Origin of the sequence: Streptococcus sp. Marseille-Q5619 (genome assembly GCF_946901205.1) — a bacterium.
Lineage (GTDB): Bacteria > Bacillota > Bacilli > Lactobacillales > Streptococcaceae > Streptococcus.
In genome coordinates, this window is the sequence record NZ_CAMPPO010000002.1 from 573,209 (window position 1) to 599,610 (window position 26,402).

General features: G+C 40.7%; 21 protein-coding genes and 1 pseudogene. 6 read left to right on the plus strand and 16 right to left on the minus strand.

Going from position 1 to position 26,402, the window contains the following annotated elements:
- Nucleotides 1-58: 58 nt before the first annotated feature.
- Nucleotides 59-1,477, minus strand: coding sequence for an NCS2 family permease (locus tag OC530_RS03825; protein ID WP_262079640.1), 1,419 nt, complete (start codon nt 1,475-1,477; stop codon nt 59-61).
- A gap of 189 nt (nt 1,478-1,666) precedes the next feature.
- On the opposite strand from OC530_RS03825, the gene OC530_RS03830 reads away from it, so the two are divergent.
- From OC530_RS03830 to OC530_RS03850, 5 genes are all read left to right on the plus strand, one after another.
- A complete protein-coding gene (locus tag OC530_RS03830) occupies nt 1,667-2,479 on the plus strand; it encodes a Cof-type HAD-IIB family hydrolase (protein WP_262079642.1) in 813 nt (270 codons plus the stop codon).
- A gap of 222 nt (nt 2,480-2,701) precedes the next feature.
- Nucleotides 2,702-3,721, plus strand: coding sequence for an alcohol dehydrogenase AdhP (gene adhP / locus OC530_RS03835; RefSeq protein WP_000649185.1), 1,020 nt, complete (start codon nt 2,702-2,704; stop codon nt 3,719-3,721).
- 234 nt (nt 3,722-3,955) lie between these two features.
- On the plus strand, nt 3,956-4,945 hold the full coding sequence (locus OC530_RS03840; RefSeq protein WP_262080038.1) for a PTS sugar transporter subunit IIB: 990 nt from the start codon (nt 3,956-3,958) through the stop codon (nt 4,943-4,945).
- Between the two features lie 25 nt (nt 4,946-4,970).
- Nucleotides 4,971-5,774 (plus strand): PTS mannose/fructose/sorbose transporter subunit IIC, encoded by an 804-nt coding sequence (locus OC530_RS03845; protein ID WP_000022716.1) that lies wholly within the window; start codon nt 4,971-4,973, stop codon nt 5,772-5,774.
- A 23-nt stretch (nt 5,775-5,797) separates the two neighbouring features.
- Nucleotides 5,798-6,709, plus strand: coding sequence for a PTS system mannose/fructose/sorbose family transporter subunit IID (locus tag OC530_RS03850; RefSeq protein ID WP_000136864.1), 912 nt, complete (start codon nt 5,798-5,800; stop codon nt 6,707-6,709).
- Between the two features lie 54 nt (nt 6,710-6,763).
- Here the strand turns inward: OC530_RS03850 and pepC are convergent, their stop codons facing one another.
- The 14 genes from pepC to rpsL form a co-directional block, all read right to left on the minus strand.
- Complete coding sequence (pepC, locus tag OC530_RS03855; RefSeq protein WP_262079646.1) at nt 6,764-8,098, minus strand: aminopeptidase C; 1,335 nt, start codon at nt 8,096-8,098, stop codon at nt 6,764-6,766.
- 111 nt (nt 8,099-8,209) lie between these two features.
- Nucleotides 8,210-8,932 (minus strand): pseudouridine synthase, encoded by a 723-nt coding sequence (locus OC530_RS03860; RefSeq protein WP_001234892.1) that lies wholly within the window; start codon nt 8,930-8,932, stop codon nt 8,210-8,212.
- Nucleotides 8,933-8,949: 17 nt separating this feature from the next.
- Nucleotides 8,950-9,225, minus strand: coding sequence for a hypothetical protein (locus OC530_RS03865; protein ID WP_262079649.1), 276 nt, complete (start codon nt 9,223-9,225; stop codon nt 8,950-8,952).
- Between the two features lie 20 nt (nt 9,226-9,245).
- Nucleotides 9,246-9,476: a GlsB/YeaQ/YmgE family stress response membrane protein gene (locus tag OC530_RS03870; protein WP_000580443.1), complete on the minus strand. Its 231-nt coding sequence runs from the start codon at nt 9,474-9,476 to the stop codon at nt 9,246-9,248.
- Between the two features lie 9 nt (nt 9,477-9,485).
- Nucleotides 9,486-10,727 carry an aminopeptidase gene (locus OC530_RS03875; RefSeq protein ID WP_049524134.1) on the minus strand — a complete coding sequence of 414 codons (1,242 nt, stop codon included), beginning with the start codon at nt 10,725-10,727 and terminating at the stop codon, nt 9,486-9,488.
- 21 nt (nt 10,728-10,748) lie between these two features.
- Nucleotides 10,749-10,901, minus strand: a complete 153-nt coding sequence (locus tag OC530_RS03880; protein ID WP_262079652.1) for a hypothetical protein — start codon at nt 10,899-10,901, stop codon at nt 10,749-10,751.
- 73 nt (nt 10,902-10,974) lie between these two features.
- The gene (locus OC530_RS03885) at nt 10,975-12,858 is read right to left on the minus strand and encodes a DUF262 domain-containing HNH endonuclease family protein (protein ID WP_261036330.1); all 1,884 of its coding nucleotides are present in this window, start codon (nt 12,856-12,858) and stop codon (nt 10,975-10,977) included.
- Complete coding sequence (locus OC530_RS03890; protein WP_262079655.1) at nt 12,852-14,174, minus strand: DUF262 domain-containing protein; 1,323 nt, start codon at nt 14,172-14,174, stop codon at nt 12,852-12,854. The genes OC530_RS03885 and OC530_RS03890 overlap by 7 nt, the downstream gene beginning before the upstream one ends.
- Before the next feature lie 7 nt (nt 14,175-14,181).
- Nucleotides 14,182-15,132, minus strand: a complete 951-nt coding sequence (locus OC530_RS03895) for a YafY family protein (protein ID WP_262079657.1) — start codon at nt 15,130-15,132, stop codon at nt 14,182-14,184.
- Nucleotides 15,133-15,147: 15 nt separating this feature from the next.
- Nucleotides 15,148-15,648 (minus strand): DnaA ATPase domain-containing protein, encoded by a 501-nt coding sequence (locus tag OC530_RS03900; RefSeq protein ID WP_262079659.1) that lies wholly within the window; start codon nt 15,646-15,648, stop codon nt 15,148-15,150.
- A gap of 74 nt (nt 15,649-15,722) precedes the next feature.
- Entirely contained in the window at nt 15,723-20,114 is a 4,392-nt protein-coding gene (locus OC530_RS03905; protein WP_262079660.1) for a PolC-type DNA polymerase III, read from the minus strand.
- Nucleotides 20,115-20,217: 103 nt separating this feature from the next.
- Nucleotides 20,218-22,299 (minus strand): elongation factor G, encoded by a 2,082-nt coding sequence (gene fusA, locus OC530_RS03910; protein ID WP_000090348.1) that lies wholly within the window; start codon nt 22,297-22,299, stop codon nt 20,218-20,220.
- 394 nt (nt 22,300-22,693) lie between these two features.
- Nucleotides 22,694-23,164, minus strand: coding sequence for a 30S ribosomal protein S7 (rpsG, locus tag OC530_RS03915; protein ID WP_000087873.1), 471 nt, complete (start codon nt 23,162-23,164; stop codon nt 22,694-22,696).
- A 19-nt stretch (nt 23,165-23,183) separates the two neighbouring features.
- A complete protein-coding gene (rpsL, locus tag OC530_RS03920; protein WP_001142332.1) occupies nt 23,184-23,597 on the minus strand; it encodes a 30S ribosomal protein S12 in 414 nt (137 codons plus the stop codon).
- A 283-nt stretch (nt 23,598-23,880) separates the two neighbouring features.
- Between rpsL and OC530_RS03925 the strand changes: the two are divergent.
- Nucleotides 23,881-24,032: pseudogene (locus tag OC530_RS03925) on the plus strand (IS30 family transposase); the annotation flags it as partial.
- A gap of 257 nt (nt 24,033-24,289) precedes the next feature.
- On the opposite strand, the gene OC530_RS03930 reads toward OC530_RS03925, so the two are convergent.
- Nucleotides 24,290-26,287: a thiol-activated cytolysin family protein gene (locus OC530_RS03930; RefSeq protein ID WP_262079673.1), complete on the minus strand. Its 1,998-nt coding sequence runs from the start codon at nt 26,285-26,287 to the stop codon at nt 24,290-24,292.
- Nucleotides 26,288-26,402 lie beyond the last annotated feature (115 nt).

Genomic DNA, 26,402 nt, shown 5'->3' on the forward strand with positions numbered 1-26,402 from the left:
GCAATTTTCAAGTAACTATAATATAAAAAGGGGAGAACCCCTTTTTATATTATAGCATTTATAGTGCCATACTGATGTAGTTAAGGATAAACAAGGCATCCAAAATCCAAATCATGACGTGAACATCTTTAGCTTGACCTTTGACAAGCTTAGTCAAAGTGTAAGTCAAGAAACCAACTGCAATCCCTTGAGTGATAGAGTAGCTGAATCCCATAAAGATAGATGTGAAGAAAGCAGGAACCGCTTCAGACATATCGTCCCAATGGATATTTTTCAAGCTAGCCAACATCATAATCCCAACGATAATCAAGATTGGAGCTGTAGCGGCTGTTGGTACAATCGCTAGAAGTGGGCTAAAGAAGCTTGAGATCGCAAAACAGATAGCTACAACCAAAGCTGTCAAACCAGTACGTCCACCTGCACCGATACCAGCAGCAGACTCAACATAAGTCGTTACGTTCGAAGTACCAGCGATGGCACCAATTGAAGTACCAATCAAGTCAGAGTAAAGAGCCTTGTCCAACTTAGCTGATTGGTGATTTTCACCATTTGTCGCTACGATACCAACTTTTTCACCTGTACCAATCAAGGTACCAATTGTATCAAAAATATCTGTCAATGAGAAGGCAAGAATGGCCATCAGAGTTTCAGGCAAGCGAGCTGTATCTGAAACCAAAGCTCCCAAACCTTCTGAACCAAGAGCTGCACCAAAGACTGTCTTCAAGTCTTCAAAGGCTGCACCAACATGGTTATTAGCAAAATCGATGCTAGACAAATCTACCAAACCAACTGCAATAGCAAGAACAGTTGTTGTCAAGATAGAGAGAATAATTCCCCCTTTAATTCCTTTGATAACAAAGAAGATAGTAATGGCAAGTCCTGCAAGAGCCACCAAAACAGCTGGATTATTAAAGCTGACCAATCCTGGAACCGCTGAAGAGTTTGCTGCAATCGTTGCTTGGGCTTTGTCAGCCCCTTCTCCTACAACAATATAGTTTCCTGGATCAATCGTGAATTTCAAAAGTCCAGCATTCTTAATCCCTACATAGGCAAGGAAGACACCGATACCAGCTGAAATAGCTGAGCGAAGAGCATTGGGAATCGATTCAATGATCATTTTACGAACATTTGTCAAGGTAATAATCAATGAGATAATTCCACAGATGAAGACCATAGCTAGGGCTTCTTGCCATGAATAACCAAGCCCGAATACAACTGTAAAGGTAAAGAAGGCATTGAGTCCCATACCTGGCGCTTGAGCATATGGTAAGTTGGCGTAGAAGGCCATCATCAGGGTACCAGCAACTGCACCGATAATCGTTGCGAGGAATACACCCTGAGCAGGCATTCCTGTTTGCGAAAGAATTTGTGGGTTTACAAAGAGAATATAACTCATTGCGAAGAAAGTCGTTAAACCAGCGAGAACCTCTGTACGAACGTCTGTACCGTTCTCTTTTAGTTTAAATAATTTGTCCATTATCAATCTCCTTTTAATTTTTACGAACAATAATAGAATTATATCATTTATCATTCACTTTTTCAATATCTTTGTTTAATTTATTTAAGAATTTGATGGAATTTCATTTTTTGTTTGGAATCTGCTTTTCTGTCTGCTTTTTGTTATAATAGAAGACATCTTATCTGGAAAGACACTAGAAAGGTTCATATGACGAAAAAAATTATTGCACTAGATCTGGATGGAACCCTACTCAACTCAGACAGTCAAATTTCTGACTTTACCAAAAAAACCATCAAAAAAGTTGCTGAAAAAGGCCATCAGGTTATTATTACGACAGGTCGCCCTTACCGTATGTCAAAAGATTTTTACCGTGAACTGGGCTTAGACACTCCTATGATTAACTTCAACGGATCCCTTACTCATTTACCAGACCAAGTTTGGGATTTTGAAAAGTGTTTGACGGTAGACAAAAAATATCTTTTAGATATGGTTCGACGTTCAGAGGACATTCAAGCCGATTTTATCGCTGGAGAATATCGTAAAAAATTCTACATTACAAATCCCAATGAAGAAATTGCCAATCCCAAACTATTTGGTGTAGAAGCTTTCCAGCCTGAAAATCAATTCCAGCCTGAATTGGTGACCAAGGATCCTAACTGTATTCTGCTGCAGACCAGAGCCAGCGACAAATATGCCTTGGCAAAAGAAATGAACGCCTTCTACCAGCATCAACTGTCTATCAATACCTGGGGAGGTCCGCTCAATATCCTTGAGTGTACCCCAAAAGGTGTCAACAAAGCCTTTGCCTTGGACTACTTGCTCAAGGTAATGAACCGCGATAAAAAGGATTTGATTGCCTTTGGAGATGAACACAATGATACCGAAATGCTAGCTTTTGCTGGGAAGGGCTATGCCATGAAAAATGCCAATCCAGAGCTACTCCCTTATGCAGATGAGCAAATTTCTCTGACCAATGACCAAGACGGTGTTGCCAAAACCCTACAAGACTTATTCTTATAGTCCATTCTGACCAGCTTGCGAGCTGGTCTTTGTGCTCTTTTCACAGTCTCATCAACCAGTTAATCGATTGTTCTACTTTTTGCCTCCAAAACCTTGGAAAAGGCTTTCTTTTGTGATATACTTCACATATAAATACAAGAGAGCTCGTCACACTCGACTCTGTTGAAAAAATCAATCCAGTCCCGTTGTCCCTGTTCTCGGTCAATATAAAGGAGGATAGCTATGAAAGCTGTTGTTGTAAATCCAGAAAGCACTGGTGTTGCTGTTGAAGAAAAAGTACTCCGTCCACTTGAAACTGGAGAAGCACTTGTAGAAATTGAATACTGCGGTGTCTGCCACACTGACCTCCACGTTGCTCATGGTGACTTCGGTCAGGTACCAGGACGTGTCCTTGGCCACGAAGGTGTTGGTATCGTTAAAGAAATTGCTCCAGATGTGAAAAGCCTTAAAGTCGGTGACCGCGTCAGCGTTGCTTGGTTCTTTGAAGGATGTGGCACTTGCGAATACTGTACAACTGGTCGCGAAACCCTTTGCCGTACAGTGAAAAATGCTGGCTACTCAGTAGATGGTGGTATGGCTGAACAATGTATCGTAACTGCTGACTATGCCGTCAAAGTTCCTGACGGACTTGATCCAGCCCAAGCTTCTTCTATCACATGTGCTGGCGTAACAACCTATAAAGCTATTAAAGAGGCCAAAGTTGAACCAGGCCAATGGGTTGTCCTTTATGGTGCTGGTGGGCTTGGTAACCTAGCTGTTCAATACGCTAAAAAAGTATTCAATGCTCATGTTATCGCAGTTGATATCAACAATGACAAACTTGCCCTTGCAAAAGAAGTAGGTGCTGACATTGTTATTAACGGCCTAGAAGTTGAAGATGTACCTGGACTCATCAAGGAAAAAACTGATGGTGGAGCTCATTCAGCTGTCGTAACTGCTGTATCTAAAGTTGCCTTCAACCAGGCTGTTGACTCAGTTCGTGCTGGTGGTCGCGTTGTCGCTGTCGGCCTTCCTTCTGAAATGATGGAACTAAGTATCGTAAAAACCGTTCTAGATGGAATCCAAGTCATCGGTTCTCTTGTAGGAACTCGTAAAGACTTGGAAGAAGCCTTCCAATTCGGTGCAGAAGGTTTAGTAGTTCCAGTTGTTCAAAAACGTCCAATAGAAGATGCCGTAGCCATTTTCGACGAAATGGAAAAAGGTCAAATCCAAGGACGTATGGTACTCGACTTCACCCATTAATCTAATAAAAACCTATTTTAAAAGTTGGAATGCGCTTCCAACTTTTTTATATTAAATTTTTAAATAAGGATTCAAAAAAACTTCTCTAAAACTCAATATATCAATATTTTCAGATGTAATCTTTTTAATTATTTTATGATAAATAGTTGATTTTTAGATGAAAACGGTTTATACTTAAAAAGTCTTAAAGTTTTCTTAAATGAAAACTAAAACAAAAAAGGAGGAATGACAATAATGAGTATCGGAATCATTATTGCGAGCCACGGCGAATTTGCTGCGGGTATTCATCAGTCAGGATCTATGATCTTTGGTGAACAAGAAAAGGTTCAAGTTGTAACCTTTATGCCAAATGAAGGTCCTGATGATCTATACGCTAAGTTTAATAACGCTGTTGCTGCATTTGACGCAGAAGATGAGGTTCTAGTTTTGGCTGACCTTTGGAGTGGATCTCCATTTAACCAAGCTAGTCGCGTGATGGGAGAAAATCCTGAGCGTAAGTTTGCCATCATCACAGGACTTAACTTACCGATGTTAATCCAAGCCTACACAGAGCGCCTGATGGACGCTGCTGCAGGTGTAGAAAAAGTCGCTGCGAATATTATCAAAGAAGCCAAAGATGGCATCAAGGCTCTTCCAGAAGAGTTAAATCCAGTTGAAGAAGTTGCAACTGCTGCAGCTGCTCCAGTTGCCCAAGCTGCTATCCCAGAAGGAACTGTTATCGGAGATGGAAAACTCAAGATTAACCTTGCCCGTCTTGACACTCGTCTCCTTCACGGTCAGGTTGCAACTGCTTGGACTCCAGATTCAAAAGCAGACCGTATTATCGTTGCTTCAGATAACGTTGCCAACGACGATCTTCGTAAAGAATTGATTAAACAAGCAGCTCCAGGTAAAGTGAAAGCAAACGTTGTTCCTATCCAAAAACTAATCGACGTTGCAAAAGATCCTCGCTTCGGAGAAACACATGCCCTTATCTTGTTTGAAACACCTCAAGATGCCCTTCGTGCTATCGAAGGTGGCGTGCCAATCAAAACTCTTAATGTTGGATCAATGGCTCACTCAACTGGTAAAACAATGGTTAACAACGTTTTGTCTATGGATAAAGAAGACGTTGCTACATTTGAAAAAATGCGTGACCTTGGTGTTGAATTTGATGTACGTAAAGTACCAAACGACACCAAAAAAGATTTGTTTGACTTGATCAACAAAGCAAACGTGCAATAATCGATTTTATGAAAGGATTTTAAAGATGTCTATTATTTCTATGGTTTTAGTAGTCGTTGTAGCCTTCCTAGCAGGTCTTGAAGGTATCCTCGACCAGTTCCAATTCCATCAACCAATCGTAGCTTGTACCCTTATCGGTCTTGTTACCGGTAACCTTGAAGCAGGGATTATCCTTGGTGGTTCTCTTCAAATGATCGCCCTTGGTTGGGCTAACATCGGAGCTGCCGTAGCTCCTGACGCTGCTCTTGCTTCTGTTGCTGCTGCCATTATCATGGTTCTTGGTGGCGACTTTACTAAGACAGGTATCGGTGTTGCCCAAGCGGTTGCTATCCCTCTTGCAGTTGCTGGTCTATTCTTGACTATGATTGTCCGTACACTCTCTGTCGGATTGGTTCACACTGCTGATGCTTCTGCTAAAAAAGGTGACTTCAAAGCAGTTGAGCGTGCTCACTTTGTCGCACTTCTTCTTCAAGGTCTTCGTATTGCAGTCCCTGCAGCACTCCTTCTAATGGTACCAACTGAAACAGTACAAAGCATTCTAAATGCTATGCCTGATTGGCTCAAAGATGGTATGGCTATCGGTGGTGGTATGGTCGTTGCCGTCGGTTACGCTATGGTTATCAACATGATGGCAACTCGTGAAGTATGGCCATTCTTCGCTATCGGTTTCGTACTTGCTGCCGTGTCAGATATTACTCTAATCGGATTTGGTGCTATCGGTGTTGCTATCGCTCTTATCTACCTTCACCTTTCTAAAACTGGTGGAAATGGTGGCGGAGGAGCCGCAACTTCTAACGACCCAATCGGCGATATCCTAGAAGACTACTAAGATAAGAAAGGACTGAAAACATCATGACTGAAAAACTTCAATTAACTAAATCAGATCGTAAAAAAGTTTGGTGGCGTTCAACTTTCTTACAAGGTTCTTGGAACTATGAACGTATGCAAAACTTGGGTTGGGCTTACTCATTAATTCCAGCTCTTAAAAAACTCTACACTAAAAAAGAAGATCAAATCGCTGCTCTTGAACGCCATCTTGAGTTCTTCAACACTCACCCATATGTAGCCGCTCCAATCATGGGGGTTACTCTTGCACTTGAAGAAGAACGTGCTAACGGTGTTGAGATCGATGATGCTGCTATCCAAGGGGTTAAAATCGGTATGATGGGACCTCTTGCTGGTATCGGTGACCCAGTATTCTGGTTTACAGTACGCCCAATCCTTGGATCACTCGGTGCTTCACTTGCCCTTACTGGTAATATCTTAGGTCCAATCCTCTTCTTCGTTCTTTGGAACTTGATTCGTATGTCATTCTTGTGGTATACACAAGAGATTGGATACAAGGCTGGATCAGAAATCACTAAAGATATGTCTGGCGGTATCCTCCAAGACATCACTAAAGGAGCTTCTATCCTTGGTATGTTCATTCTTGCTGTCCTTGTTCAACGTTGGGTAAATATTAAATTTGCTTTCGATGTTGCCAAAGTTCAACTAGATGAAAAGGCTTATATCCATTGGGATAAATTGCCAGAAGGGTCTAAAGGTATCCAAGAAGCATTCGCACAAGTAGGACAAGGATTATCTCAAACACCTGAAAAAGTTACTACTTTCCAACAAAACTTGGATATGTTGATTCCTGGACTATCAGGACTACTCCTTACTTTACTTTGCATGTACTTGCTTAAGAAAAAAGTATCTCCAATCACTATTATCCTTGCACTCTTCGCAGTGGGTATTGTGGCACATGTTCTTCACATCATGTAATCAAGCAACTTAAAAGGAATCAGGTTCTAAACCTGATTCCTTTTTTCTATGCTTTTATTCAGCCAAGGCTCCCATTGGATCCCATGGTGCAAGCACAATTGGTTCTGCTTCATAGGCAGCTTGTTCTTCGGCTGTCAGCAATTCCTTACGGACAACGATTTGGTAGGTGTATTCATCCATCCAAGCGTCTGAGGCAACAAAGTAACCATCTGTACCGACCTTGTCTCCCCATGAGTTTTCAACCTTCCACTTGATTGATTTACCATTTTCGTCCAAGTCAACACCTGTCAAGACCATAGCGTGGGTCATTAAGCTTTCGCTGTAGTCCAAACGTCCAGCCTTGTCTTGAGTAAGTTTAATGTCCATGCTTGATTCAAAGTCATAAACATCTGTCGCAAGGATTCCAGCTTTACGGTTGCTGAGCTGTCCGACATCTGAACCAAACCAAACAGTCTCACCTGCTTGCATTTGAGCAATTGCCAATTCTTTCAAGCGCTCCATTGGAACGTTGATGTAACGAACCGCACGGCTACCAACCACATTTCCCAACATCTCAACTGTGTAAGATTGGCCGTAAGGCTTGTCATCAGTTGGAGCATTGATAACAGAAACGTAGTCTTCTAGAGGAAGATTGACGTATTTCTTGTAAAATTCCTGTGGCGTAATGTCCTTTTCGCTTCGGTAGTTGTTATCCTTATCGCGATAAGCAAAGTCAAACTGACGTGGTGGAAGTCCTAGTGACATGGCAAGGAAGTTAAAGATTTCTTGCAAGAGGTCTTCTTTCTTAGCTTGAACAGTCGCTTGGTCTGCGCCAGAAGCAAGCAAGTCACGCAAAATTTGAGCATCTTGACGCAGCAATTTATTAAGAATCGCATTTAGCTCACGACTGCTGCTAGATGAAACAGACTCAGGATAAACTGACTTGGGCACGACACCATATTTTTCAAAGAGGGAAACGACCATATCCCACTGACCTCCGTCTTGTTGAGGTGTTTGAAGTAAGAATTTAACCTTGCGGCTAGTCAAATCTTGGTCTGCAGTCGCAATCACTTGCTCCAAGAACCAGTTTGATTTCTCATACTTGTCCCAGAAGAAAGTGTGGGCCTGTGACAACTCAAAATTTTCCAGTTTGTATTGTGAGATGAGCTTGTGACGGAAGGTATTGAGGGCCGCAAACATCCAGCAACGACCAGAAGCCTTCTGGTTGGTTACCTTGTCCTTGGTCAAGTCCAATGAGAAAACAGGTGCATTGTCTACATGGCTTTGGCGACGTTCTAGGGCTGCAAAAATTCCGTTGTGGCTGGCAGCATTTTCAATCGCTTGGTATTTTACATTTGCTTCATAGTTGGCAAATAGTTTATCAGTAAATGATTCTTGAATCGCGTTCATAGATTCCTCCTTTTATTCTACAGTCTATTATAACGCTTTTTACAAAGGAAGCAACTGAAAAACATAAAAGGCAAGGACATTGTCCCTCACCTTTTTCGAATATAAACTAAATTAAGCAATACTTGCAAGGAGAACTTCTAATTCCTCCTTGGTCAAGCGACGCCATTCTCCTCGCTGCAAGTTCTCATCTAAAACTAAAGTTCCCATAGTCAAACGCTGTAGGTCTACTACTTCCTTACCACAATAGCCCACCATACGCTTGACCTGATGAAACTTCCCTTCTGCAATGGTCACACGAATTTGGCTTTGATTTTTTTCTGCATCTATGGACACAAGCTCCAGTCTAGCGGGCTTACAGGTAAAGTCTTTGAGCGGAATTCCCTTGGCAAATGTCTCCACATCTTCTTGGGTCATAATTCCCTTGACCTGAGCCAGATACGTCTTGTCTACATGACGCTTGGGTGAAAGAAGATCATGGGCAAGCTTGCCGTCATTGGTCAAGAGCAAAAGACCATGCGTGTCAATATCCAAGCGTCCTACTGGGAAAACTTCCTTGCTCCGAGCAATATCATCCAGCAAGTCCAGAACGGTTCTATGCTTGGGATCCTCAGTCGCTGAGATAACTCCTTTGGGCTTGTTCATCATGTAGTAGACAAACTCTTCATACTCCAGCACTTGCCCATCAAAGCGAATCTCATCTATTTTTTCATCAATCTGCAATTTAGCTGATTTTTCTTTTTTACCATTTACCGTCACGCGCCCAGCCTTGAGCAAGTTTTTGACCTCAGTCCGACTCCCTACAGCACAGGCAACTAAAAATTTATCTAATCTCATAGAACTATTATATCATATCAAACGGAGGCTGGTACAATGACCAACCTCCTTTTCGTTTCATACTCTTCAAAAATCTCTTCAAACCGCGTCAACGTCGCCTTGCCGTAGGTATGGTTACTGACTTCGTCAGTTCTATCCACAACCTCAAAACAGTGTTTTGAGCTGACTTCGTCAGTTCTATCCACAACCTCAAAACAGTGTTTTGAGCTGACTTCGTCAGTTCTATCTACAACCTCAAAGCAGTGCTTTGAGCAGCCTGCGGCTAGTTTCCTAGTTTGCTCTTTGATTTTCATTGAGTATCAGATTTAAGAAATTAACTTCCTCGTCTCCAGAAAATCGCTAAGACAATCATGGAACCTAGTACTGCCGGAATAATGGCAGTTCCTGCTATTATCGGTCCCCAAGTCCCAAAAAGCAAGTGGCCTATAAAGGCACCAATCCATCCTAGAAACATTTTTCCAAAACATCCCATTCGCTCTCCACGATTGGTCAGAGCACCTGCTAAAAATCCCACTAGGAGACCAACAAACATACTTCCTATCATCTTGTCTCCTTAATTTGCCCAATCTCCGTTACGGAAGAGTGGTACACGTGTCCCATCCTCACGGATACCATCGATATCCATTTGGTTAGAACCAATCATAAAGTCTACGTGAACATCTGAACGGTTAAGCCCCGCGGCTTCAAGCTCCTCTTCGCTCATCTCCGCTCCACCAACTACGCTAGTCGCATAGGCTGCACCGATAGCCAAGTGATTTGATGCATTCTCATCAAAAAGGGTGTTAAAGAAGGTTATGCCTGACTGAGAAATTGGGCTTGGATCTGGCACCAAGGCACATTCACCCAAGGCACGCGCACCCGCATTTTCAAAGACAAGGTCTTTCATGACTTGATTGCCTTTTTCTGCAGTGATATCTACGATTTGCCCATCCTTAAAGGTCACCTTAATACCTTCAATAATGTTTCCGTTATAACTAAGCGGTTTTGTAGAAGTGACATAACCATCTGCGCGACGGAAGTCAGGCGCTGTGAAAACTTCCTCTGTCGGCATATTTGGCAAGAATCCTTCGCCCTGTGCATTGATAGCACCAGCTGATTCCCAAACGTGGTTCTTCGGCAAGCCAAGGGTCAAATCGGTCCCTGGCGCTGTGTAGTGAAGAGCTGAAAATTGCTCTTTATTAAGCATATCGGCCTTGCTCTTGAGGATAGCTGCATGCTCTTCCCAAGCCTTAACAGGATCTGCTTCGTAGACACGGCAAGTTTTGAAAATTTGGTCCCAAAGGAGATCGACTGCTTCTTCATCGCTCGTAGCATTCGGAAAGACCTTCTTGGCCCATTCAAGTCCAGCAGCGGCTGCTACAGTCCAGCTAACCTTGTTGGATTGAGTGGCGATTCTCATTGGCTTCATAGCAAGTCCCATAGCTTTAGCAGAAGCTGATAGCTTGTCAGCATCCACTCCGTTCAAGGCACCTGGATCAGATGAACGAACCCCAAGACGGCTAGCCTTATTTTCCAAGAGATAGTTCATCTCAGCAATCTTGTATTCTGGCACATTGTCCAGACGCTCCATTGGCGCATGGAGGAATTTCTCACGGTTAATGACATCATCTGTCCACTGAACGATAACCTCATGCGCACCCAAGGCATAAGCTTCTTTGACGATTAAGTGAGCCAACTCACGTTGCTCCACATCGATAGAGAGAGCCAAAGTGTGACCAGGTTGCACGTTGATTCCATTTGCAACCAATAATTTTGCATATTTTTCTAGATTTTCTTTAAAATTTGGTAAAACCATGTTGTTTTCTCTTTTCTATTTTTATTTTTCTTTCAAAGCAGAGAATAATCCTGCTAAAGCAATAGCACCTGACAAGAGTGCTGTTGATAGAAGTATTGTCTGATCAGCAAGTTCTAATTGATATTCAAATATCTTCTCAGCTGGCTTATCTTCCGCAAATATTCTTAGTTTCATGAAATATCCTCCGTTACTAGTATATCACATATGATATAAATTTAAAAACAAGCCTAATAAAGCTTGTTTTTAATTAACTAAAACAAAAGTCGTGTACATATCTTTCCACTTCTTTTTCCATAAATTGAATCTCACGAATACTCCATTTATCATTTTTTACCGTTACGTCTGCCATCATCTGTAATTTTAAACTCTGGCGATTGAAAATTCCTTCCCACTGTTTATACTTTGCACTTGGAACTAAATTTCCAAACTTCGAATTTTGACTATCAGTAATGATACAAAGATTCCCGAAGGAGTGCAAAAATTTATCATCCATCTTTTCCACTATTTCATCACTATTTGGATGTTGTGGAAACCAATGCTCTATGGAACGGCGATATGCAAATTTGAAATCTTCAAACTTAATATCGTAATCTTTCTTCAATTCTTCACGATTTTTCCATAAAACATAATCTACAAAGTTAAAAGCATAAACAGGAATTTCCCCATATGTTTTGATACTTTTATCTTCAGTGAACAATCTTTCCTCAGCATATCTCACTGCCATTTTCTCAAGAAAATTCTTAAACGAACCAGCAAATTCTGCTTGATTTAACTCTTCAATACGGTTAAAGAGGAATTGTAAAATTTCATATAACCAACGACTGTCACGATTGGCAGTAAATGTCACAGCAAACATGGATTGGAGAAGAATAATGTTTTGGTTAATTTCCGAATCTGAAAATGTATTCTTAGTAAAGCGTTCTTCAACTATGTAATGCTCTTTCGCTTTCCCATTAGGTTGATATTCATAATAAGTCCCCTTCTGTAAAAACCATTCATCCTTATTTCTACTTGAAGAATCCGTATTCGAGTTTCTAACGATGTAATTATCGAAAATATGTTTTATTCTAAGAAGAAATTCACTAAATTCAATAACCCAAGTTTTATCTTTATTTTTTATATCAAATAGTGCTAAGAGTTTCTTATCATCTAGTTGAATCTCATCAGTTTTCTTACCTTCCGCAATTGCCAATACATGGAGTAAGAATGTTGGAAAATCAATGACTGTAGTATAATCGCCAAAATCTTTGTCTACTTCTATATTTTTTTCAGTTATCTTTTTTCCTAATATATCTGATAACTTTCTTCTTTCATTTTGATGAAAATCAATATCATTATAAATATTATGAAATGAGTAATTTGTAAAATGCCATCCAAAAATACGTTCACGTTCTTGAAAGTCATCTGCTCTCTTCCGCCGCATCTTAAACTGACTTGCTACCGGCTTATCAAACTCTGCACAGGCTTCCCAAATTCTCGCAAATTTTTGTGCCATTTCTTGATCTTCACCAAATTTAGACATCATTTGTGCCTTAAGAATCTCATGAGCCTCTAGTTGTTCGCCTCGAGAGTTGAAACGTTCGAAATAAAGATTCAAATCTAAATCTTCAGGAAGTATACTCCGAAAAATGATAACATTCTCAAAAAGATAATCAACGAAAGACTGAGGATCCAATTGGCGCTCCTCTAGCACTTTTTTCAATGCATCTTTAGCATGTCCGTAGCCTCTAGTCAACTCATTTTCATCTCCCTCTGAAATTTCTTGCTTGGTAAATAGCTTTTGAATATTCTCATTTGATTTCTTCCGAGCTGGGAAGGTAAGATTGACAGCTTTCAATCTATCAAAACCAAACTCATGTTTCAAAGCTAGGGCAATCAAATTAAGGGCGGTTGTCCGTTGTTGCCCATCTATGATTTTGAAAATGTCATTCTCGTTATTAACGACCAATGTTCCAATATAGTAATTGTTATAGTAATTGTCTCTATTTTCTTGAAAAGCATCTGCTACGTCGTTCAATAACTGTTCAATTTCATCATAAGTCCAAGCAAAATTTCTCTGATAAAGAGGGATAGCATAGGTATCTTCATTTAACAAACGATTAACTGATAAGCTTATATGTGTTTCTACCATTTATCTTTTTCCTCTTCTATAATCCTATCCACAGTATAATTTTCAAATAACTCTCTATCTATCTTGATCATAAAATCATTCGGAGTGACAGCATAGGATAAAAGTTGAAATAGCTTTTGAACCTCTTTTTGTCTAAACCTTCCACCAGCAGCATAGTTCCCAACCGTCGCATCATATATGGCTTTAGATTTAACTCGAGGGTAGTAAGACCAAATAAACAAGGTCTCTACTATCTCCTTTGATAGCTCCTCTTTTCCAAATCTATCTGCGAAAAGCGAGCAAATATTTAGGAATATATTGTGACATTTGAGATAGCGTCCTTTTGAGCTATTGTAAATGTTTAACATACCTTCTGGGTAAGCTAAATTTTGTTCTTCCTCCTCTGACTCATTAGAGACCCCTAACTGTTTATTTAAAAAATTTTTATGAACTCTAATAGTTTCATGAGCAGATTCAATATACTCAAAAAATTTACTTCCATCAATGATTGGCATAGTAATTGACATAGGAAGATTTTCAATATGACGATACAATTCTAGATATGGAAAGTTCTGATTCAAATCAACACCTTTAAAATCGTCAATAAAGTCCTCTGTAAAACGGAGATAAGAACCATAACGCTTGTTTGTCAAGCCTGTCTCTCCTCGAGACCAACGTCTCATACGAAAAAGATGTTTATCAAACAACTCTTTGAGACTTAACTCTTTATCCTCTACAAATTGCTCCCACTTTTCCACAATTCTTTCATCTTCGGAATCTTGTTTGCGAAGATGATAAGCTTTGAGCAAATCATGAGGTTCTAGAGATTTTCCACGATTATTCTGAGAATCAAATAGCTGAAAGGCCTCTGATAATCGTTTCTGTGGCATAGTAATCACAGAGACAGCACAATTCTCTAATAAAAAGTTGCAAATATCTTTTGCCTGATTTTTGCCAACCAATTGAGTCAAATTTTTCCACTCATTATAATTTTCACTCGCATGATAGCAAGATATCTCTCCAAATTCAGCACTCAACAGTTGATTAGCACCCTTATAATTCTCTAAATCATCTAATAAATGAAGAAACAAAGAAATTGAAATTAGCCGTTGCTGTCCATCGACAATATCTAAGTGTCCTTCATTTTCATGTTCATTTTCATGCAGGATAACGGATCCTATCTGATATTCCTTTTTACCCATAGCATCTCGTAAATCATAAAAAAGATTACGGATATGTTTTCTGTTCCATTTATATGGTCTTTGATAAGAAGGAATCCGCAACTTCCCTTCTTTCAATAGTTCTCCAACCTTTTTAGAAGTAAATTGAATAGTCATTTTATCCTCATCTATATTTATCTATCATTTCTTGAACTGTTTGCTTCATATCCTCTACTAAAATCCGAGGAGACAAAACAGTAACCGCTTCTCCTTGCCCCAGCAACCAGCGTTTAAGCCCCGGTGTGTGCTGACTTTCAAATTTAAAATGAGTCCAATCGCCATTTTTCCCAACTATTTTTGCATTTGGAAATTGATCCATCACAATCGTCGGATCGTACAAGTACTCGATTTCAATACTGATTTTCTTCCCGATAAAAGCATCTACTCTCTCGTTACGAATGTCGCCATCTCTAAATTTATCTCGATAAGAAATAGAGGGTTTCTCTATACCACTAAGAGACCATGACTGGATACGATCTACTCTTAAAGTAATATAAGTAGCATGTTTCAACTGGTAAACAACCAGATAGAAATAATGACTATCATAGTAAAGAGAGACTGGTAAAACAGTCTGCCTCTTAGAAGATTCAGAATAAGGTTTTTGATAGATAATGTCTAGAACCTGTTCACGCAAAATAGCTTCTGATAAATTCCAAATTTTCTCTATTCTATTTTGTTGATCCGTTAAGGGAGCATAGTTAAGCTTTTCGCTGCCAATGATCTGCTCAATTTCTTTCTGATCAGCACGGGGAACCAAGACCTGTAAATTATTTAGTAAGCTAGCAATTTCTGACCGATTCAGTGCTCGATTTTCCAATAAAATCTTTGAAATAACTAGAATATCCTTTTTATTAAAAACTGACTTACTTGCTAAACAATACTTATTCGTCTTACGGTTATAAAGCAAATCTCCACTATAACTGGTGTTACTAGATAAAATATCACGAAGTAGCGAAAAATCTCTCTGTATCGTCTTTTCGCTAACCTCAAATTCCTGAGCCAGTTGCTTTTTTCCTAGTGAAGTACCTAACTGTAAACGTAAAAAAATTGTTAGTAGTCTCTCTTGATCATTCATCTGCAGTCCTTTTTATCATTCAATTGATGCTAGACACACTGGCATTCCCCACTTAAAACGAACAATCAAACGAGATTGAACATTTTTCAATTGATCTGGTTCAGAGTCACTAGATAAAACAATTTGCTTATCCTTAACATGTAGAGAATTAAAAAGATTAAAGAATTTTTCTTGAATCATATCATCTTTTTCTCCCAATATCTGGATATCATCAACGATTAGGAGATCAAACTCCTCACTTCTAACTTTTTGTATTTCTAGCTCATTTTCCAATAAGTTTTCAGCAGAAATGTATTTTACTCGTTTTTCTGGATTATTCTCAAGAACCTTATTACCAATAGCTTGTAGGAGATGTGTTTTACCCGAACCTGAGTCTCCATAAATATAAAGAGGATTATGTTTTAATCCTAAGTTCTTTACTACTTCTAAGGCTTCTTTCTTTGCTAAAGCATTACCATCTTTTTCTACAAAATTTTCAAATTGATATTTGCTATCTAATCCTGTATTGTTCATCATTTAAACCTCTTTTTCTTTTATACTTATAGTATAACAAAACAGATGGACAATATTTGTCCGTCTGTTAATTTTTTTTAAAACAACTCATCAAACAAACTCAACTGGTTATCCTCTGGCATATTGCCCAGAATCCCCATTTCATCCATCTTTTCAACCAAAGTTGATGAGAGGCCACCGCGTTTGCGTAGTTCTGTTTTAGAGAGGAATTCTCCCTCTTCACGCGCTCGCACCAGTTGCTTGGCAACGTTCTCTCCCAGACCATCCATTGCTACAAATGGCGGAATGAGGGTATCCCCATCGATGAGGAACTCTGTCGCCTGACTACGGTAGAGATCTAGTTTGCCAAACTTGAAACCTCGTTCCCACATCTCATTAACAATCTCAAGAGTTGTATAAAGATCAATTTCCACATTAGAGGCTTCATTGTTCTTCCGTTTTTCAGAGATTTCTTCCATTCTGCGTTTGATAGCATCCAAGCCCGCACCCATGGTCTTGATATCAAAAGCCTTGGCACGAATGGAGAAGTAAGCACAATAATAATAAATGGGATGGTGAACCTTGAAGTAAGCTACACGCAAGGCCATCATAACGTAGGCTGCCGCATGGGCCTTAGGGAACATATACTTGATTTTCCCACAGGATTCGATATACCACTCTGGCACCTTATTAGCCTTCATAGCTTCGATATAGCCATTTCTCTCTTCTTCAGAAATCTTGAGCCACAAGCCCTTACGTACCCGTTCCATGATGGTAAAGGCCATCTTAGGTTCGAGACCAGCATGCATGAGGTAAACCATGATGTCGTCTCGACAACCGATAACGGTTGATAGATCCGCAATCCCTTGTTTAATCAAATCCTGGGCATTTCCCAACCAAACGTCAGTACCGTGGGACAGTCCAGACAGCTGAAGCAATTCTGCAAAAGTCGTCGGATGGGTTTCATCGACCATCCCTCGGACAAAGTTGGTTCCAAACTCTGGAATCCCCAGCATGCCCGTCGGAGTTCCGATTTGTTCAGGAGTCACACCTAGCACATCAGTCCCAGAAAAGAGGGCCATCACGCCTTCGTCATCCATAGGAATTTCATTGGGGTCAATACCAGACAAATCTTGGAGTTTTCGAATCATGGTCGGATCATCATGTCCCAATACATCGAGTTTGAGGACGTTCTCATCGATATCGTGGAAGTTAAAGTGAGTCGTTTGCCATTCAGCCGTCACGTCATCCGCTGGATACTGAACAGGCGTGAAATCATAGACATCCATGTAGTTAGGAATAACAACGATTCCCCCCGGGTGTTGGCCTGTTGTCCGCTTGACACCAGCTGCACCTTGAGCGAGGCGTTCTACCTCTGCATCACGATAAAACTTACCATAATCTCGCTCGTAACCCTTGACAAATCCATAGGCAGTCTTGGCAGCTACTGTACCAACCGTTCCTGCACGGAAGGCATATTCCTCACCAAAGATATCACGAACATCCAAGTGAGCGCTAGGTTGGTCTTCTCCCGAGAAGTTCAAGTCAATATCGGGAACCTTGTCTCCATCAAAACCAAGGAAGGTTTCAAACGGAATATCTTGCCCGTTTTTGCTGAGTTTGTGACCACAGTTTGGACAGTCCTTATTGGGCATATCAAAACCTGAACCGTAAGAACCATCTGTGATAAACTCACTGTATTGACACTGACCACAGACATAGTGAGGAGAGAGAGGATTGACCTCTGTAATCCCAATCATGGTCGCAACGAAACTAGATCCGACAGACCCACGAGAACCAACCAAGTAACCCCGTTCATTGGAACGTTGTACCAGCATCTGGGAAGCCAGATAAATCACAGCAAATCCATTCCCCAGAATGGATGTTAATTCCTTTTCAATTCGCAAATCAACGATATCTGGTAGCGGATTTCCATAAATCTCAAAAGCTTTCTTGTAGGTCAATTCAGCGACCGTTTCTTCAGCCTTGTCGATGAAAGGCGTGTACAAGTCACCCTTAACAACCTCAACAGGTTCAAAGATATCTGCCAAGGCATTGGGATTTTCAATAACCAATTTCCGAGCCAGTTCCTCTCCCAAGAAGGCAAATTCATCCAACATCTCATTGGTCGTTCGAAAATGAGCCTTGGGAAGAGGAGCTGGTTGGGCATGTTCACCATGACCAATAGTTCGGTTAATCATCGCACCCTGTCCCAAACTACGGACGATAATTTCACGGTAAATTTCTTCTTCTGGTTCGATATAGTGGACATTCCCCGTAGCAAGAACAGGCTTGCCAAGACGGTCTCCCACTTCTATCAAACTTTTGATAATGGTCTGTAGTTCTTCCGTATCCTTGATCTGCTCCTTGGCAATCAAGGGAGCATAGATAGCTGGTGGCATGACCTCAATAAAGTCATAATACTTGGCCACCTCAACCGCCGCATCCACACCTTGGGAAACGACCGCATCAAAAACTTCACCTTCTGCACAGGCTGATCCTAAAATCAAGCCCTCTCGATGGGCATCTAAAACCGTTCTCGGAATTCGTGGCACCCCTTCAAAGTACTTAGTGTTAGACAAAGAAACCAGCTTAAAGATATTTTTTAGACCTACCTGATTCTTGACATAGATGGTCGCATGCTTAATCCGAGCTTTTTTATAAGAATCTGGACTAATCAAATCAATGTTTAGTCTAGCTAGATCGGTCACTCCATGTTTTTCTGCTACTTCTTTGATAAAAATAAAGAGCAGACGACCAGTAGCTTCCGCATCGTAATTGGCCATGTGGTGATGTTCTAAGGCCACACCAAAACGCTTGGTCAAAGGCCCTAAACCATGACGTTTATACTCAGGATAGAGGTTTCTAGCAAACTCCAGCGTATCAATAACTGGCTGACTAATCTTTGGCAGACCATGACGCTCATAATTGGCATTCATAAAGCCAACGTCAAAGGTCGCATTGTGAGCAACTAGAACCGTATCCTTACAAAATTCTTGGAATTCTTGTAAAACTTGTTCTAGTGGTTTGGCATTTTTGACATGATCATCTGTAATTCCAGTCAACTCAGTAGTAAAGGCTGACAAGGGATGCCCGGGATTAATAAATTCATCAAATTCAGCAATGACATTCCCCTTGTACATCTTAGAGGCTGCAACCTGAATCAAGTCATTATAGATGGCTGATAGCCCTGTCGTTTCCACGTCAAAGACCACATAGGTCGCTTCTGACAAGTCCATCTCCACTTCATTGTAAACGATAGGAATCCGATCTTCAACGATATTGGCTTCCATTCCATAGATTAGCTGGATTCCCGCTTTTTTGGCCGCCTTATAGCCGTGTGGGAAGGACTGGACATTCCCATGGTCCGTGATAGCAACAGCCTTGTGTCCCCACTTAGCAGCTGTCACAACGATTTCTTCGACCTCTGGTAGAGCATCCATGGTCGACATATTAGTATGAGCATGAAACTCAACCCGACGCTCACCTTCTGGCATCAAATCCTTCCGCTCATAGTGAACAACTTCCTGCACATCCTGCACGTTCATAGTCAAATCGCGTGTGAAGTTATTCATCTCCACATTCCCACGAACTCGGAGCCAAGAATTCTTCTTGATAAGGTCAAATTTCTGAGCTTCTTCCTCATTTTTAACCCACTTTTGCATCGAAAAACTGGAAGTATAGTCTGTCATTTTAAAGTTGATCAAAACACGCCCTGTTCTGGTTACTTTTTGCTCCACATCAAAAACAACCCCTTCAAAGACCAAACGATTTTCCTCCGTCGTCACTTCGATCATAGGAGTAATCTCCGCCTTGTCCAGCTTTGGCTTAGCCGCAGCCTTTTTGGCCTGAAAATCAAAGGCTGGTTTTTCTTCCGCTGGAGGTGGTGCCATCTGTTCTAGCTGTTCCATAGCACGAAGCGCTTCTTCATTGGCTGCTTGAACAATCTGCTCATTTTCAGCATGAAAGGCCTCTTCCTGCTCCTGGGTTAGGATATCATTCTTCTCGACCTGACAGTTAAAAGTTGGAAAGCCAAATTTTTCAAGTTGTTTGGCTAAATTAGGAAGATGATTCTTCTTAAAGTGTTCCTTATCAATCGCCTCAGAACCCTCAATAAAGAGTTGATTTCCCTCAGCACGAACTTGCAGATTTTGATAAAGGGACTTAAAACCTTGACTAGCACATGGCCCCTCAGAAAAAGCCTCTTTATAGTAGTCCTGCAAGAGTTGGTTTGAAAAATCTTGAGACAGAGCCTTGATTTCAAAAACAGCTTTATTGCCTGTCTTAGAAAATTCTTCGCTTAAACCCTTCTTTAATTCTAAAAAGATTTCAATTGGTAAAATATTAGAAAATACAAAATGAAACTCCCATACCTTACTAATTTTATGAACTACAACTCGCTCAATATCAGCCTGCGATAAAGCAGGAGCCTGTCTCATTTCAGCAGGCATCCCCAGTTGATTCATCAAAATTTCAAAACTATTTGACATTCATTTTCCTCACATTATTCTCCTACTATTTTACCATATTTAGAGGTATTTTCTAAAGACAAAAGGAAGCCACTAAGTGACTTCCTTCTAGAGTGAGAACTGATTAGTCTTCACCTTTGTTTTTCTTAATGATTTCTTCTTGTACTGACTTAGGTACATCTTCGTAGTGGTCAAATACCATCATGAATGTACCACGTCCTTGAGATGCAGAACGAAGAACTGTTGCGTAACCGAACATTTCAGCAAGTGGAACATAAGCACGAACGATTTGGCTGTTACCGTGTGCTTCCATACCATCTACACGTCCACGACGAGCAGTTACGTGACCCATAACATCACCAAGGTTTTCTTCTGGAACAGTGATTGTTACAAGCATCATTGGCTCAAGGATAGCTGGTTGTGCTGATTTAGCAGCTTCTTTAAGTGCAAGTGAAGCCGCGATCTTGAAGGCAGTTTCAGATGAGTCGACATCGTGGTATGAACCATCGTAAAGCTTAGCTTTAACGTCAACCATTGGGTAACCTGCAAGAACACCGTTAGCCATAGATTCTACCAAACCTTTTTCAACCGCTGGGATAAATTCACGAGGAACCACACCACCGACGATTGCGTTTTCGAATTCGAATCCTTTACCTTCTTCGTTTGGAGTAAATTCAATCCATACATCACCGAATTGACCTTTACCACCAGACTGACGTTTGAAGAATCCACGTGCTTGAGTAGAAGCACGGAATGTTTCACGGTAAGATACTTGTGGAGCACCTACGTTCGCTTCAACTTTGAACTCACGACGCATACGGTCAACAAGGACGTCAAGGTGAAGCTCACCCATACCAGAGATAACTGTTTCACCAGTTTCAACGTTTGTTTCAACGCGGAATGTTGGATCTTCTTCAGCCAATTTTTGAAGGGCGATACCCATCTTATCTTGATCAGCTTTAGATTTTGGCTCAACCATCAATTGGATAACTGGTTCTGGAACGTTGATTGACTCAAGAATGATTTTAGCTTTTTCATCTGTCAATGAGTCACCAGTTGTAGTATCTTTCAAACCAACGGCAGCAGCAATATCACCTGAGTAAACAGTGTCGATTTCTTGACGGCTGTTAGCGTGCATTTGAAGGATACGTCCGATACGTTCACGTTTACCTTTAGAAGTGTTCAATACGTATGAACCTGATTGAAGAACACCTGAGTAAACACGGAAGAATGTCAAACGACCTACGAATGGGTCAGTCATGATCTTGAAGGCAAGAGCTGCAAATGGCTCTTCGTCAGATGCTGGACGAGTTTCTTCTTCGTCTGTATCTGGGTTAATACCTTTGATTGCTGGGATGTCAAGTGGGCTTGGAAGGTAATCAATAACCGCATCAAGCATCAATTGAACACCTTTATTCTTGAAGGCTGAACCACACAATACTGGGAAGAATTCAACGTTGATAGTCGCTTTACGGATACCAGCTTTCAATTCTTCGTTAGTGATTTCTTCACCTTCGAGGTATTTCATCATCAATTCTTCGTCAGTTTCAGCAACTGCTTCAATCAATTTTTCACGGTATTCTTGAGCTTGGTCAAGGTATTCAGCTGGGATGTCTTCTTCAAGGATATCTGTACCAAGGTCGTTAGTATAGATTTCAGCTTTCATCTTGATCAAGTCGATGATACCACGGAAGTCATCTTCAGAACCGATTGGCAATTGGATTGGGTGGGCATTTGCTTGAAGACGATCGTGAAGTGTGCTTACAGAGTAAAGGAAGTCAGCACCGATTTTGTCCATTTTGTTGGCAAATACGATACGTGGAACTCCATACTCAGTTGCTTGACGCCAAACTGTTTCAGTTTGAGGCTCAACACCTGATTGTGAGTCAAGAACTGTAACCGCACCGTCCAATACACGAAGAGAACGTTGTACTTCGATAGTGAAGTCCACGTGTCCTGGTGTGTCGATGATGTTTACGCGGTGGTTGTTCCATTGAGCTGTTGTTGCAGCAGATGTGATAGTGATACCACGTTCTTGCTCTTGCTCCATCCAGTCCATTTGTGACGCACCTTCGTGAGTTTCACCGATTTTGTGGATTTTACCAGTGTAGTAAAGAATACGCTCAGTAGTTGTTGTTTTACCGGCATCGACGTGAGCCATGATACCGATATTACGAGTTTTTTCAAGTGAAAATTCGCGTGCCATGAGGTTTGTTTCTCCTATTTATTTTTGATTTCTATTCTATTATAACACGATTTTAATAAAAACGGATAGGCAGGACCTACCCGTTCTCAATCTTTTCATGCTATTGTTGGTTTCAACTTGTAGATCTACAAATTGAATCGAACTCGGGCTAAAGTTAATTAGCCGATTTGAGCCGGAACGGGATGCTGTATGAAAAAGATAAACTTCCTTGTATTCGTCGAATACTGCGTCAGTTTCCTATTTTCACCTTGCATCCTTACCGTTCCTAGCATCATGATATAGTTGAGCTCAAGCTAAAAGTCTGGAGAAAAAGATGAATCTCATTGGTTGCAATCGCAACCTGCTTCGATTCCCTATTTTCTCTGGGACTTTCTTAACGCTTTCGCATCCTATCTTACCAACGGAAGTGTGCGAATGCACGGTTAGCTTCAGCCATACGGTGAGTGTCTTCACGTTTCTTAACTGCTGCACCAGTGTTGTTAGCAGCATCCAAGATTTCTTTTGCAAGACGGTCTTGCATTGTGTGTTCACCACGAAGACGAGCGATTGTTACCAACCAACGAAGCCCAAGTGTTGTACGACGTTCTGGACGAACTTCAACTGGGACTTGGTAGTTAGAACCACCAACACGACGTGCACGTACTTCAAGTACAGGCATGATGTTTTCCATAGCTGTTTCAAATACTTCAAGTGCATCGTTGCCAGTAGCTTCTTTGATTTGCTCAAAAGCACCGTAAACGATTGAAGCAGCTGTACCACGTTTACCATCAAGCATAACGCGGTTGATAAGACGAGTAACTAGTTGTGAATTGTAAAGCGGATCTGGCAATACGTCACGTTTTGGAGCTCTATTTTTACGACTCATTTCTCTTTATCCCCTTTCCTTATGCTTTTGGACGTTTAGTACCGTATTTAGAACGGCCTTGTTTACGATCGTTAACACCTGCAGTATCAAGTGCACCACGGACGATATGGTAACGTACCCCTGGAAGGTCTTTTACACGTCCACCACGAAGAAGAACCACGCTGTGCTCTTGCAAGTTGTGTCCGATACCTGGGATGTAGGCAGTAACTTCGATAAGGTTGCTCAAACGTACACGAGCGAATTTACGAAGGGCTGAGTTAGGTTTTTTAGGTGTCATTGTTCCAACACGAGTTGCAACACCACGTTTTTGTGGTGAAGAAACGTTTGTTTGAACTTTTTTATGACTGTTGTAACCAACGTTCAAAGCTGGTGATTTAGATTTTTCTACTTTTGATTTACGCGGTTTGCGAACCAATTGGTTAATTGTAGGCATCTACATACTCCTGTGTTTTTTTATTTTTGGTGATGATACACTTGGTGACAGCTATCATCTGTGTGTACTTTTGCAACATTTGTCAGCACGTCCCTGTACACTTTTGAGAGACCAAAAGTAAAAAGTACCGTCTATTATTGTAACAAAATTTTCCCTTGCTTGTCAAGATGTTTTTCTTTTTTATTGCTAATCTTTTCACTGGCTAACTTCTCAAACTAACTTCCACTTGATTAGCCGAAGTGGAAATTAGTCTAAAACGGATTTTTATGGTGGAATTAAGTGTGAGACTTTCCGTTCCATCGTTGAGAAGATGGGAAAAGGTCCGTCAACGATTTCAAAGGAAATTAAGCGCAATCGCATCATGCATCCAACATCCGTCAAATCTGATTGCACGGATTGCCCACTTCTCAAAAAGCTCCTTATGTCTGTAACAACGCGTTTTTCTCATACTAAAAGCTAGGTTGTGGAAAACTGGAAGTTAGTTTTATATTGAATTGAAATAAGACATGAACAAATCTATTGGGAAAGTCAACTTAATTTCTAGAAATGTTTTAATAGCAGCAACGTACTATTCTAGTTTCAAGCTGCTATAGAAGTTACCCTTTTCATTCTCTCAAAAGTCAATCATAAAAGAGGAGAAATCGAAGTTCCTCCTCTTCACTGTTTACTATCGAATCAAGTAAATCAAATCGTTACTCATTCACAATTTTTTCATCAACTTTAGGGTTTAGAGTTGTTCCCCAATGTGTAATTGTACGCTGTTGTACTAGTGGTAAGTCTGTGCGGTTGTAAACTGTACGCCATGGTTCCCATACAAGACCCGTCTTTTCTTGAACCTTGATGCGAAGATTACGGACATTTCCTTTAAATTGAATCTCTGTTTGGAAGCCTGAAGTTCTGTTTTTTCCGTTATCTTCCCATTGACGTGAACGGATTTCTGGATTTCCTTGTTCATCATATGTAATTTCATCCCAATAGATGTAGTAACGCGCAACATAAGCACCCTTATGATGAAGTTTCAAGAAGCCATTTTTGTAAGAAGTAACCTTCGTTTCGATATAGTCTGTACTATTTTGTAAAGTTGCTTGGGCATTATCTTTTAGGAAGGCAGTCTTATATGAGATTGGCACAGCTGGACTTTGAGCGCTAAAGTTAGCTCCTTCTCTGATGAGTTCCTTCAAGTTTTCGACTGTTCCTGTGACAACTTTGGCGGCACCGCTAGCATTACCTCCTACAATTACCGCTGTTACAGAAGTATTCTTCAATAGACGGCTCCATTCAGAATTTGGAGCAATTGTTGCGCCTTTGATAACCGCATTGATAGCTGCTTTTAATTCAGTAGACTTACTTGTTGACTCAAACTTAACATAGATTTGACGTCCGTAAGAAACGTTTGATACATATACAGGTGGAGTTTGTGAATCAACGCCTCTTTGTTTTAAATCTTCAGGTGTCAAACTCTTGTCAAATACAGCCGCTGGATTGGTCGGTGCATCAAATGTCGCTGTATAGTAGATTTGTTTGAAGTTTACAACTTCAATTTGCTTTTCACCCTTTTGCACAGCCTCAAAGTCAATCTTGAGCGGTGCACCTGCTTTTTCAAAGTCTGCACCAAATTTTGCTTTCAATTGGTTCATGCTATAGGCTGTAGTTGATTCATACTGAACACGGGCAGGAACGGAATGGCTAGATGAGTAATTCTTTGTCCATCTTTCAACCAAGGTATTCATCGCAGACTGCATACCACTAGTTGTAGGATCTGCTTCAATTCGGCTGTCAGACTGAATCATACCAGGTAAATCGACGCTGACTGTCCCCTTTGCACGGGCAAGACTAATCAATTCTGGCTGATTTTCTAGCAGATTTTGGTTTGCCTTATACAAGCCACCTAGGAAGACATTTTGATTTCCATTGATGGAAACATCTGCTGTGCCTGTAGAGAGAGTTTTCTTGATTTTTTCTACAACGACAAACTCTCCATTTTGTTCCTTAGCACTTGTGTTGTAGCGATTTTCTAAGGTTTCTCCTTTGCGAGTTAAAATATCCAAAGGATTATAAGTTAAGCCAAAAAGGTAGTCTTTCAATGCTGATGTTTGATCTACTACTGGTGCAGTTCTATCCTGTCCAACTTGATTTGTTGCTGAACGAAATACTTCCACTTCTGCCAAGCTCAATGGGGTATTTTTAGTTTTCAACTCCACTTTTACATAACGAGCGTCTTTGGCGGTGAAGAAAACTTCAAGTTCTGCCTTCCCATTCAAACTATCAAAGTGTTGACGAGCAACTTCTTGTTTTGCTTCATTTAACAAAACAACATCAAAATTGGAAAGACGATTAGCTACATTCCCATCTCCACGATTGTAAAGTTTAACTTTTCCAACATTCTCTGTTTTTCCAAGATCAACTTGCCACCAAGCATTGTCTTCAAAGTTTGTGTGCGTTACAGAATGGTGCCCATAGTCACTATCAACATTACCATCCACTGCTCGTGTAGCAGCTCCTCCATAAGCAGTAGAACTTTGACTAGCTTGTTTTCCACGAGCGATGTTTTCTGTCTCAACTGGACGATTCCCTTGCTCTGTAGCCAAAGCTACTCCCTGAGCGTTCAATAAAAAGGCCGCAACAACAGCACTACACACACCGAGTCCGCACTTTTTGACAAACCGATGCAAACGTTTTTCTTGATTCATTCCTTATTCCTCCGTTTTTAAATGAATACGTTTTCCTATTTGTCTATAGTCTATCAAATTTCAAGTAAAAGTCAAGCACAAACCAGCAAAAAAGTCAAGAAAATAAGAAGAAAAC